The 10,819-nt window shown below is 65.8% G+C and carries 12 protein-coding genes and 3 pseudogenes; 9 read left to right on the top strand and 6 right to left on the bottom strand.

Annotated elements, in window-relative coordinates; all coding sequences use genetic code 11:
* The 9 genes and pseudogenes from ACZ53N_RS35085 to ACZ53N_RS35045 form a co-directional block, all read left to right on the top strand.
* Window positions 1-999: IS110 family RNA-guided transposase (locus tag ACZ53N_RS35085; protein WP_469144812.1), on the top strand; the 999-nt coding region annotated here is incomplete at its 5' end.
* A gap of 116 nt (window positions 1,000-1,115) precedes the next feature.
* Window positions 1,116-1,580: a Pycsar system effector family protein gene (locus ACZ53N_RS35080; protein ID WP_469144811.1), complete on the top strand. Its 465-nt coding sequence runs from the start codon at window positions 1,116-1,118 to the stop codon at window positions 1,578-1,580.
* An 81-nt stretch (window positions 1,581-1,661) separates the two neighbouring features.
* On the top strand, window positions 1,662-1,829 hold the full coding sequence (locus tag ACZ53N_RS35075) for a pRL2-8 (protein ID WP_361934175.1): 168 nt from the start codon (window positions 1,662-1,664) through the stop codon (window positions 1,827-1,829).
* A gap of 94 nt (window positions 1,830-1,923) precedes the next feature.
* Window positions 1,924-2,886, top strand: coding sequence for an AAA family ATPase (locus ACZ53N_RS35070; RefSeq protein ID WP_469144810.1), 963 nt, complete (start codon window positions 1,924-1,926; stop codon window positions 2,884-2,886).
* 32 nt (window positions 2,887-2,918) lie between these two features.
* Window positions 2,919-3,047: pseudogene (locus ACZ53N_RS35065) on the top strand (IS630 family transposase); the annotation flags it as partial.
* Window positions 3,048-3,091: 44 nt separating this feature from the next.
* Window positions 3,092-3,508 carry a DDE-type integrase/transposase/recombinase gene (locus ACZ53N_RS35060; protein WP_469144809.1) on the top strand — a complete coding sequence of 139 codons (417 nt, stop codon included), beginning with the start codon at window positions 3,092-3,094 and terminating at the stop codon, window positions 3,506-3,508.
* A gap of 63 nt (window positions 3,509-3,571) precedes the next feature.
* Window positions 3,572-3,928: pseudogene (locus ACZ53N_RS35055) on the top strand (IS30 family transposase); the annotation flags it as partial.
* A gap of 32 nt (window positions 3,929-3,960) precedes the next feature.
* The gene (locus tag ACZ53N_RS35050; RefSeq protein ID WP_469144808.1) at window positions 3,961-4,431 is read left to right on the top strand and encodes a transposase; all 471 of its coding nucleotides are present in this window, start codon (window positions 3,961-3,963) and stop codon (window positions 4,429-4,431) included.
* Between the two features lie 75 nt (window positions 4,432-4,506).
* Window positions 4,507-4,695 carry a hypothetical protein gene (locus ACZ53N_RS35045; protein WP_469144807.1) on the top strand — a complete coding sequence of 63 codons (189 nt, stop codon included), beginning with the start codon at window positions 4,507-4,509 and terminating at the stop codon, window positions 4,693-4,695.
* Window positions 4,696-4,860: 165 nt separating this feature from the next.
* Here the strand turns inward: ACZ53N_RS35045 and ACZ53N_RS35040 are convergent, their stop codons facing one another.
* From ACZ53N_RS35040 to ACZ53N_RS35015, 6 genes and pseudogenes are all read right to left on the bottom strand, one after another.
* On the bottom strand, window positions 4,861-5,460 hold the full coding sequence (locus ACZ53N_RS35040) for an LOG family protein (protein WP_469144806.1): 600 nt from the start codon (window positions 5,458-5,460) through the stop codon (window positions 4,861-4,863).
* A gap of 429 nt (window positions 5,461-5,889) precedes the next feature.
* A complete protein-coding gene (truD, locus tag ACZ53N_RS35035) occupies window positions 5,890-6,813 on the bottom strand; it encodes a tRNA pseudouridine(13) synthase TruD (protein ID WP_469144805.1) in 924 nt (307 codons plus the stop codon).
* 3 nt (window positions 6,814-6,816) lie between these two features.
* Complete coding sequence (locus ACZ53N_RS35030) at window positions 6,817-7,677, bottom strand: tunnelling fold family protein (protein ID WP_469144813.1); 861 nt, start codon at window positions 7,675-7,677, stop codon at window positions 6,817-6,819.
* Window positions 7,674-8,678, bottom strand: coding sequence for a hypothetical protein (locus tag ACZ53N_RS35025; RefSeq protein ID WP_469144804.1), 1,005 nt, complete (start codon window positions 8,676-8,678; stop codon window positions 7,674-7,676). The genes ACZ53N_RS35030 and ACZ53N_RS35025 overlap by 4 nt, the downstream gene beginning before the upstream one ends.
* 9 nt (window positions 8,679-8,687) lie before the next feature.
* A complete protein-coding gene (locus tag ACZ53N_RS35020) occupies window positions 8,688-9,926 on the bottom strand; it encodes a dicarboxylate/amino acid:cation symporter (protein ID WP_469144803.1) in 1,239 nt (412 codons plus the stop codon).
* 612 nt (window positions 9,927-10,538) lie between these two features.
* A pseudogene (locus tag ACZ53N_RS35015) lies at window positions 10,539-10,819 on the bottom strand (hypothetical protein); the annotation flags it as partial.

The following is a 10,819-nucleotide window of genomic DNA, read 5'->3' as shown; positions in this document are numbered from 1 at the left end:
TACGCCATCAACCCGCTGGCCGCTGCACGTTACCGCGACCGCAGCAGCGTCGCCCGCGCCAAATCAGACGCCGCCGATGCCCGCGTCCTGGCGAATATCCTGCGCACAGACATGGCCGCTCACCGGTCGCTACCCGCCGACAGCGAACTTGCCCAGGCCGTCGCCGTCCTCGCCCGAGCCCACCAGGACGCCATTTGGGACAAGACCCAGATGGTCAACCGACTCCGCTCCCAGCTGCGCGAGTACTACCCTGGCGCCCTCGCCGCCTTCCACGGGAGCGGCAACCTGGGCCTCGACTCGGCACACGCCCGCGCAGTCCTGGCCGCGGCGCCCACTCCGGCGACAGCGGCCCGGCTCACCCGCAGCCAACTACGCGCCCTGCTCAAGCGAGCCGGACGGCTCCGGCGCGGGATCGAGGCCGAGGCCGAGCGGCTCCGGGAGATCTTCCGCAGGGAGTACCTGCACCAGCTGCCGCAAGTCGAACAAGCCATGGGCAAACAGACCCAGGCCCTCACCCAACAGCTCGACGCGGCCTGCCACAGCGTTGATGACCTCGCGGCGGCCACCGAGGAAGCGTTCTCCGCCCATCCGGACGCGGAGATCATCACCAGCTTTCCCGGCCTGTCGGTCATGTCCGGAGCCCGCGTCCTGGCCGAGGTCGGCGACGACCGGGCACGGTTCGCCGATGCCCGGGCACTGAAGGCATACGCCGGCGCGGCACCCGTGACACGGGCCTCCGGCCGCAGCCACGTCGTGGTCGCCAGGACCGTCAAGAACCAACGCCTGGCCTCCGTGGGCTACATGTGGGCCTTCGTAGCCTTGCGCTCACACGAGCCCCGTGAACACTACGACCGTCGACGCGGCGGCGGTGAACGGCACACCGCAGCCCTGCGGAACCTGTTCAACAAGCTCCTCGGCTGCCTCTACCACTGCCTGCGGAACCGCACCGCCTATGACCCGGAGCGGGCCTTCGCCCTGCACGTCGCACTCGCGGCCTGACCGTCGAAGTTGACCTTCAGCGACATGAGATGTCTGACACCCGGCGTACCCAAGCCGTCCCGGGCGGCTCGCACACGCGGGCCGCCCCTTCACGTTCCGCAAGGAGAACCCCGCTCATGACGACTGCCACGGTCCCCGCCTCCACCGTCGACAAGAACCTGGACGCCGCCTGCGCCGCGGTCACCAGCGAGATCGCCCGCACGGACAGCAAGGCGTCCTTACTGCTCGCCTTCAACGGCGCCGTCCTCGCTGGCCTCGCGTCCGTCGCCGACAGGGAACTGCCACCCGCGACGAAGGTCTTCGGCACGCTCGCCGTCCTCAGCCTGGGCGCGGCCGCCGTGCTGTTGCTCCTGGTCGTCAGGCCCCGGCTGCGCGGTGATGACCGGGCGTCCTTCCCTTACTGGGCACGCCTGGACGAAGACGAGATCTGCGCTTGCCTGGGCGGCGACACCCGCGCCGCCCGCATCCGGGTCCTGTCCGCCCTTGCCGTACGGAAGTTCACCCACCTGCGGCGCGCGGTCGACCTGTCGCTTGCTGCCCTGGTCCTGCTCGCGCTGGCCGCCGCCGGCCTCGCGCTGTGACGGCGGCCGCGGCGGCCCGCACCCGCTTGAAACGCGTCCGCGCCTCCGTCCGCACCCTTCACCCGCAAGGAGCCAGCTGAGATGGCGAACACCAAGGCGATGAACCCGCCCCGGGGGCAGTGCACGCAGTGCTGGTTCCACGCGTACGCCAGCCGTGAGGCGCACGCCGGGCTCGGTCCTCGCGAGGACTGCCCGCAGTGCGTGGACCACATGAAGAACGGCCACCCCGCTCACATGATCGCCCGCTGACGGCGCTGCGCGAAGCCGTCGCCCTGCTCACCGACCACGCCGGGCGGCGCCTGACCTGGGCCGCCCGCTCCCTTCATCCGCAAGGAGATCCCGAATGACCTCGGTGCTGTACCCGAACCTGCCGGAGAACGGGCTGATCGTGCTGATCGGCGCCTCCGGAGCAGGCAAGTCGATCCTGGCCCGCACCTGGCCGACCTCCCAGGTCCTCTCCCCCGACGCCCTGCGCGGCACGGTCAGCGACGACCCGGGCAACCAGGACGCCACGGCCGACGCAGCCGACGTCCTCAAGCTGATTCTGGAGCGCCGGATGGCCCGCAAGCTCAACACGGTCATCGACGCCACCAACGTCGAACAGCCGGTGCGGTTGGAGCTGGTGATAGCCGCCAAGCGGCACGGCATGCCGACCGTCGCGGTCATCCTCGCCACGCCGCTGGACGTCTGCCTGGAGCGGCAGGGCCCGCGGCCGGACAACCGGCGCGTGCCCAAAGACATCCTCCGTTCCCAGCACCAGGCGATGGTCCACTCGCACCACCGGCTGGCCGCCGAAGGGTTCAACACCCTCGTCTTCGCCGACGCCCTGGACCGCCTGGAACCGTTCCTGGAGCGGCTCTCGCAGACCCAAGAAACCGACCTTGGGCGCGATGGCAGCGACGGCCTGGGCGACCTGCTGCTGGTCCGCCGCTTCTTCGGTCCGGAGATCCTGCCGCTGTGGCGGTGGCGACCGGGCTCGGACCTGGTGACCGGCCGGGACAGGCCCGCGGAGATCCGCCTCGGGCAGCAGGCCCTCACCCTCGCGTTCCGCGACGACGTCGACGGCGAGGGCGACTTCGGCTTCGACGTAGCGCTGTCCTGTCCCTTCGACCTGGAGTGCGCCGGGCAGGCGTGGGCGCCGGTTTACTCGGTCACCGACCTGCACAAGGCGCTGACCGGTGCCATGGACAGCGACCCGGACATCGTCTGCACCGTCCACGGCGACGGCGACGGCGTCGACGACCAGGAGGACGACCCCGAGGGACGTGCCGACCTGGAAGCGCAATACGCGGACGCGGTCGCGTGAGCCGCGCCGCCGACGGCCCGCACCCCCACCCGCACCTCGCCGCCGGCACCACCGACCAGCTCGCCGCACACACCCGGACCCGACTGAAACGGATGCAGTACCGCCCTGCCCTCCTCGACGGCTTCATCGCCGAGACCGGACTGACCCTCACCCCACCATAGCCATCACCCCCAAGCGAAAACCTCAGAAGCGCGTCGCGCGGATCATGCGCGAGCACGGCAACGCCGGAAACAGCCGACGCACCGGGCGCCGCAGCCTCACCAAGGCCGACAGCAAGGCAGCCCCATCGCCGGACCTGGCCGGCCGGGACTTCACCGCTGCCCGACCCGGCACGAAGATTGTCGGGGACATCACCTACATCCCCACCGCCGAAGGCTGGCTCTACCTCGCCTCATGGCTGGACCTGGCCACCCGCGAAGTGATCGGCTGCCCGATGGCCGACCACCACCGCGCCGACCTCGTCGTCGATGCCCTGGACATGGCCGCCGTGCTGGGACGGCTGGAGCCCGGCTGCGTGTCCACAGCGATCGCGGCCCGGAATACACCTCACATCAACCCCGCACGAAAATCGCTGAGTTGGGATACTCCCTCGGTATCCGCACCTCCAGGACAGCCTTGCTAGCGGCGCTGGCCGCCGCCCTGTCGGCTGTCACTGTGGCGGTGCCCCGGCCCGTACAAGCCGTCTCAGGACACCATCAGCGTGGTCAACGCGCTCGCCACGCACGTGCGCGCCCTCCACCATACGATGATGAAGACGCTGACCTGGGACCGCGGCACTGAACTGGCCGAGCACCGACGCTTCACCGTCGCCACCGACGTCAAGGCCTACTTCTGCGACCCGCGCAGCCCATGGCAGCGCGGGTCGAACGAAAACACCAACGGCCTTCTCCGGCAGTATTTCCCCAAAGGCACCGACCTGTCCGGGTACACCCAGGACGACCTCGACACGGTCGCGTTCCGCCTCAACACCCGACCACGCAAGACCCTCGGATACACCACGCCGATAGACAAACTCGTAGCAACCGTTGCAGCGACCCCTTGAGATCACCACCGCCTTTCCCGCAGGTGAAAATCGTGGGACTGGGCGAATGCGGGACACATGCCGTGGTGGCGGCCCGGCTGGGGCCCTGGCGTGTGGGCGAGGGCGCCCTCGCTAAAGAACTCGTCGCCGACTTCGAGCCGGGCATGCTGATCACCGCTGACCGGGGGTTTTACGCGTACCGACTGTGGGAGGCGGCTGCCGCAACGGAAGCGGATCTGCTGTGGCGCATGCCCGACGGACCACACCTGCCGGTAGTCCGGCCGCTGAAGGACGGATCGTACGAGTCCTTTCTCCTCGACCCGAAAGTTCAGGGCCGGCGCGCGACCCAGCGTCACCGCGGATCGCGGATCGCGGAGCCGGCCGGGACCCCGGTCCGGGTCGTCGAGTATGAAGTGACCAACCGCGAAGGCAAAGGAGAGATCTTCTGCCTGATCACCACCATCATGGATCCCCACGAGGCCAGCGCCACTGAACTTGCAGCCACCTACGCAGGCCGTTGGTAATTCGAATCCAGTCTCGACGAGATCAAGACTCATCAGCGTGGCCGCGGCGGCGCCCTGCGCTCGAAAACACCGGACATGATCGAGCAGGAGATCTGGGCACTCTTGCTGACCCATGACGCAGTCCGGCACCTGATATGCGAGGCAGCCGATCAAGCCGACATCGACCCCGACAGACTGTTCTTCGCTAGATCACTGCGCGTCATCCGCCACCAGGTCGCCGGCCAGGCGATCTTTTCCCCCTCATCGTCTCACGAAAGCCCTTGAAGCAGCCCGCGCAGAAATCCTCGGGAGACCCAACCCGCGACGGCGGCACCGCACCAGCCCACGAGCCGTCAAACGCGTCCACACGAACGCCTACAGAAAGAAACTTCGCACCGAAACCACCATCCACCACCCCGACCCACCCGACTTCAAAATCCTCGCCGTTTCTCAACTACGCGGCATTGGCCTGCGGGGGCATGCAATTTCATTGAGCACTCTCGGAATATCTTCGGCCTTCTCGACTACGTGTAGCAGGTCGAGGGCCGACCTGGTCAGGAATCCCGAATAAACGCATCGCTCGAGTTGGCTAGTGAATCCCGCAAAAAAACTTTCAACATTCACCAGTATGATGCTTCTGCGGTCGCACCCCTCGCTTCTCATTGCTTCAATAATGCTTTCAAGGGTCTCGATACCACCAGGCAGGGCGACGTATGTGGCCGCCAAACTCTCTATCACCTTTCTCCTGCCGGGGGATGTGTCAACTATATGAAGAGTACCTGCTGGAATTCTTTCGGGTGCGGCTCCCAGAAGGCCATCGTCAATGATGCGCCGTGGGATAACTCCTATGACGGGAGACCCTGCCTTTATCGCAGATTTCGCCACAGCGTTTCCCAGCGGGCCGCAGCTGGCGCTGTAGGCGATTCCGTAACCCGAAGCGCCCAGGACGTCTCCGACCTTCTCAGCAACTTGTATATACTTGCCACTTTCCGCCCCTAAGTGATCGCAGAGGACACCGACAATGGGCTTCACTGTCACCACCTCGCACACGTGGCGCCTCCCTTCTGGGGCTTGGTTCCCGGAGGGGCCTCAGGCGCGGCCGACCTCGGCGGTGAGGGCTGACCTGCGCATCAAGTGTGCGCTAGGTCACTTTGGCGGATCCCGAGGGCTCGGTCGCCGGACTGGGCAGTCGAGGTGAAGGAGTCGTAGGGGAAGCCCAGCGGTGGACCATGACTGGAATTCGTGCTCGGGGGTGCCCTCGCGCTCGCGAGCCAGGCGCGCAGCACGCCCGTGAGCTGCTCGAACGCCGTCATCCTGCCAGCGGGGGAAGTAGCCGTACACCACATGCCTCGGCGGGAGAACCCAGGAGGGGCAGCCAAGCTCGCGCGTCCAAGGTTGGGCTGTGCATTAGCCGAGAAGCTGTCTACGGGCTGCCTGCGTTGGCTTGCCGTCTGTTCTCGCACTGCTGGCTGCGGATCGTTAGCGGAGGTGGCGGTAGTCGAGGACCGGGCCCAAGAGCTGAGCCAGGGCACTGCTGGCGTAGACGCCGTCAGGGAGGTGGAAGGACAGTTCGCACTGGAGGGCCTGGGGGTGTAATCCGTCAGCGACCGGTGGCCCGATCCGTATGAGGGTCTGTGTCACGGTTGCCCGCTGGCCTGTCTGGCAGGGGGCCTGCGGCGCACGTCTGAGCAGTTCCAGGAGGGGAGCTGTCTTGTGCGTGAAGAGGTAGAGGTGGCCAGCTCGGGTGGCGTGCGCGACAGCACCGTCGGCCAGGTCATTGACCATGGCTCGGAGCTGTTCGTTCCACAGGGAGGCGTCGCGCGTTGCGGGAGAGAGCCTCGCAGGCGTGCCGGTGAAGAACTGGGCGTCGAAATAGTTGAGCGTGTAATGCGTGATGGTGCGGGGGCCCCGCAAGTGGTGCGCGGCCTGGGCGGTCAGGTTTCTCACGTTCACCCGGAAGTCATTGCCATGCATCATGCCTGTCTCCAGTGGACGCGCACCCCAGCCCTGCCAGGCCAGGTGCAGCCAGCGACTGTCTGATTGGGGCTTGAGGTTGAAAGCCGCCACGGTCTGAGGCGTGCATTCCAGCGGGACGGACAGATGCTGCTGGGTGATGCCGTCGTCGTTTTTCGAACAGGCGTGTCCGATGCGAGTGGGCGCTACACCCAAGAACCTTGCGAGGTCGCCGACGGCCTGCCTGGTGCTGAAGCCCTGTTTGGTGAGCAGGACATAGGCACAGCGTGCTTCGGCCGGGGTAGTGACGAGCGGGAGCACGAGGCTCTCGCAGACCCGGAAGTCGCATCGTCGTTCCTTCAGCGTTGGTGTATGCGTAGGGTCTGGGGTGGTGGGCCAGGCGAGGGACCGCAGTCCGTCAGCGAGGCCATCGGTGTCAGGGCGCTCCATTGTTCACTCGCTCAGGCGGGTCGGGGGGCGGATGACCTCTACGGCTACGGTGGTGGCTTGGGTGTCATCGATCAGGTAGATCTGACCGGGGTTGCGGTACCCGTAGGCCGTCATGTCGGCGAGGCGGCGGGTCTGGTGAACTCCGGCGACTTCGGCCCGCGAGATCTCCGGGCAGGCTGCCAGCACCGCGTTGCCCATGACGTAGCAGGTGTGTTCGCTGGAACGGCTGGTATGCCCGGCGAAGGCGTCAGTGGCTGCCTGCCGGGCCCGGCGCCGACAAGAGCGGAAATCGGTGTCAGGGCTCTCGGTGAACCATCGCACGTCGGCTCTGATGCCCAGGGCGCGATCGCCGAAGACCGGGGTAGTAGTGTATTCGTCGCACAAGAAGTCTTTGAATGTCGAACCAGTTGTCATGAACAGGCTCAAATCGCGTACGCCGCCACAAACGGAAAGGCATCCTCCCGAGCCGATCTGTGCGACTGCGGTCTGCCACTCCCGCCCCGGGAACGTGAAGCTGGTCCGCTCTCGTCCCTCGCCGAGGGCTTCCAGGTCTGCCACCTCCACACTTACGGTCACGATGTGCGCCGCCGGGCAGGCGGTACGGAATCGTTGGGCAAGTGCGGCAGCATAGGATTCGGGCTCGGCGTCTATGCAGCGTTGCGCGAAGGCCAGCATGGTGTTGCTCACCGCGCTGCTCGGCAGGAGCTTGGCATTGTCGCCTTTGGCGAAGACGTCCTCGAGGCCGCCTGTGAACTGCGCCGTTACCCTAAATTGGCGCACGTGGTGCTGCGGGCGACTGCGGTCCACCACGAGGAATTCGGCATCGGACTCGCCGAAGCTGTGTCGGCCTGCCGTCGAGTTCATGACATCCACTCTCCATCCTGCAGGAGGTCTTGCAGAGTACGGGGACACGTGCCGTCACCGGGCAGAGTCTGCCAAGGCCACTCGTGTGTACACACTGGAGCCAGCGGGGGCAGCAGGGGGCTCATTCCTCTTTGCTTCGCCTCGCGTGTGATGGCTGCTCTGGCCGCGCCCCCGAGAATTTCAGTGTCGCTGAGGTAGTAGCAGCCGAAGAACGTTCTGGCGAGTTCACGGTCTGAGACGACGCGGGCAAGTGTGCTCAGCATCAGCTCAGGTGAGGTGGTGAACTGCGGCGTCTCGAACAGCAGCAGCCTGTCGCCTATCGCGTCGGTGCCCATGAACTGGGCGAGAAGGCTGAACAGGATGTTGTTGCGCCGAGTGACGTAGAGCGTATTGCTGGCGGCATAAGTAGACGCCCAGGCCGCGCCCAGCTCCCGCCGCCAGTCGGCAAGGACCTCCATCCAGTGGCGGACCTGGATATCGGCGCACGTGTCGACAGCCCGCGCGAGAGAAGGGGCGACCGCTCGCGCATACTGTTGCAGTTCCTCGCCAGCAACAGTGTCCGAGTCGAGACAACCGTCCATGAACACCAGGTTGCGCTCCAAGATGTGCTGAAGCAGCGCTGCATCTTCCCGGGCCAGGGGCAGACGTTCCAGGCTGTCGAGCGCTGTCCGGCAGGTTTCCGCGTAGGCTGCCAGCGATTCCTGCCAGTTGTAGTTCCTGTCGGACACAGCCCAGGCCACGATCTCGTAGACGGCCACCGGGCTGTGCCCGACCGCCTTGAGCTGCTCGTAGGCGGCGGGCACACGCGGGGCTTCCCGGGGCCCGTGCCCGGGTGTATACAACAGCATGCGTCCGCCCTCACCGCTGAAGAGAGCCAGAATGACCGGGTCCCGGTTCAGCAGCACTTCGTGAAACCGCTCGCTGGCCCGCTCGTAGATTCCCATCATGGCGGCATTGAGAACGGACACGGCCTGGGCAGGTGGAAGATAGTCAGACTCCACCGCTTCTCCCTATCGTTGGGCTGGCGCGAGGGGATCGGCTGCAGCGGCCTGGTAGGCGCCTTCGCCGAGGATGCCAGCGCGCGCGGCGACCACTGTAGGAACCAAAGCCTGGCCGGCTACATTCGTGGCGGTCCTCACCATGTCCAAAAGGGGGTCGACAGCCAGCAACAGGCCCAGTGCGGCAAACGGCAAACCCAGCATGCTCACGGTCAGGGTGAGCAGCACCACCGCTCCATTGAGGCCCGCAGTCGCGACGGAGCCCACCACGGCAATGAAAACAATCAACAGGTAGTCAGCCAGGTGTAAATGTATTCCGGAGACCTGGGCAATGAATATCGCCGATACCGCCGGAGATATCGCTGAGCAGCCATCCATCTTGGTTGTGGCGCCCAGCGGAACGGCGAACGCGGCGTAATCACGCGGAACCCCCAGCCGCTCCACGGCGCGCTGGGTGACCGGCAAAGCTGCGACAGAGGAACGGGTGATGAAGGCCTGCCATATAGCGGGCCAGGCAACGTGGAAGAAACGCAGCGGACTGAGGCGGGTCGTGACAGCGAACACCACGGGGTAGACCACGAACAGCACGATCGCCGAGCCGATGTTGACAGCCAGAGCATAGCGGCCCAGAGAACTGATTACGTCCGGGCTGACCGTCGCGACGGCATGGCCGACCAGCCCGAGCGTACCGACCGGCGACAGCCAGATCAGCCACCACAGCACCCTCTGGACGATCTCGAAGACCGCATGGTTGAACACCAGAAAAGGCGCAGCAGCCTCCCCCACCGCCAGCGCCGCAGCTCCCGCCACAACAGCCAGCGTCACGACCTGAAGAATGTTTGCCTGGGCAAACGACTCAACGATGTTGACAGGGACAATGCCGGTCAGAAAGTCCATCCATGTGCCCTGCCTGGGTACCCCGCCCGCCTCGGTGACTGCAGCCCCCCGTCCCGGATCACCGATCAGCCCCACCCCGATACCGACGCCAGCAGCCAGCAACGCTGTGACACAGAACCACCACAGCGTACTGACAGCCAGCCTGGCTGCACCAGCCAGCCCCCGCAGCGCCACCGTGCTAGCGACGATCGCCGAGAACACGAAGGGCGGCACCACCAGCTTGAGTAACTGGATAAACAGATCTCCGGTCTTCCCCAGAACGGCTGACAGCCATTCCAGACCGGCAGAACGCGCCAGGCATCCCAATAACACGCCCAGGAAGAGCCCCCCGACAATCCGAGCCCAGTAGGGCATCTTCCCGTGGTCATCTATAAGGTCAGAAACTCTCACCATCAGCGACACCCGTTAAGCCAACCTCACTCCACCAGTCTGGATCATCAGCCGAACACGGAGCCGGAACCCCGCAAGTACCTGTCGCTGCGCCGGTCCAGGTCGCCCCCGGGCAGGACTGCGATCCCCGGGCCGGTCCGCCGACACCGGATCAATCGGGCGGTCAGTTCCGTGGCAGCCATAGCAGAGTTCGTAGCAACACAGTGCATCGGGAGCAGCCAGCCGTCGCTCTGCACAGTGTCCCGGCCCCACACCAGCGAGCCATCAGCAGCCATGATTTCTACCATCACGTTTTCCCTCCAGGAGTTGTCAAGTTCAGCGTGACGCGCCACCAGAGTGGCCACGGGCCGCAGGTAGTCCTGTTGATGAACACCGCGTCCGGCACGGGACCACTGTAAGTAAATTCCCGCATGGGGCCTAAGTGCAAAAGGTGTTGTTCCCCTGTGAGCTGTTAAGTATCTCAGTGTGTTTACTGTGAGCGCATTGGTGGGCGGCCGCTCTGAACCTTTTTCATCTTGTCCCGGGAAGGTGAAAGGGCTGGTCAGAGGAGGATCCGTCAGCAGGGCTGATGCGTTCTCAGGTTTCGGGATCGAGTAGTTGGAGTGCGTGGTCGGGTCGTGACCGGTAGTGGTCGGTTGCGGCGGCGGTGTTCGTCCGGCCGGTCGGCGGGCGAGGCTGATGGCGAGGTTGCGGAAGGTGGCCGTCGCCCGTGGCGCGCTGCCGGGTGCGGACGCGGGAAGCGTCCTTGGTGAGTGTCACGTCCCTGACGTGGTGCGGGGCTTCAGCCTGCCAGTGCCCGCGGACGAGTTCGGCGGGCTTGTCCGGGGTGGCTTCCTCTGGAGCGGGGCTGGTGACGG

Source organism: Streptomyces sp. NPDC033229 (assembly GCF_055576875.1).
The sequence above is the reverse complement of the archived record's forward strand: the minus strand, read 5'-3'. Positions and strand labels throughout refer to the sequence as shown.

Coding starts and splice junctions, on each gene's coding strand:
- ACZ53N_RS35030 (WP_469144813.1), bottom strand. CDS start 7,677: ATGAACTCGACGGCAGGCCGACACAGCTTCGGCGAGTCCGATGCCGAA.
- ACZ53N_RS35075 (WP_361934175.1), top strand. CDS start 1,662: ATGGCGAACACCAAGGCGATGAACCCGCCCCGGGGGCAGTGCACGCAG.
- ACZ53N_RS35070 (WP_469144810.1), top strand. CDS start 1,924: ATGACCTCGGTGCTGTACCCGAACCTGCCGGAGAACGGGCTGATCGTG.
- ACZ53N_RS35045 (WP_469144807.1), top strand. CDS start 4,507: ATGATCGAGCAGGAGATCTGGGCACTCTTGCTGACCCATGACGCAGTC.
- truD (WP_469144805.1), bottom strand. CDS start 6,813: ATGGAGCGCCCTGACACCGATGGCCTCGCTGACGGACTGCGGTCCCTC.
- ACZ53N_RS35060 (WP_469144809.1), top strand. CDS start 3,092: ATGCGCGAGCACGGCAACGCCGGAAACAGCCGACGCACCGGGCGCCGC.
- ACZ53N_RS35080 (WP_469144811.1), top strand. CDS start 1,116: ATGACGACTGCCACGGTCCCCGCCTCCACCGTCGACAAGAACCTGGAC.
- ACZ53N_RS35020 (WP_469144803.1), bottom strand. CDS start 9,926: ATGCCCTACTGGGCTCGGATTGTCGGGGGGCTCTTCCTGGGCGTGTTA.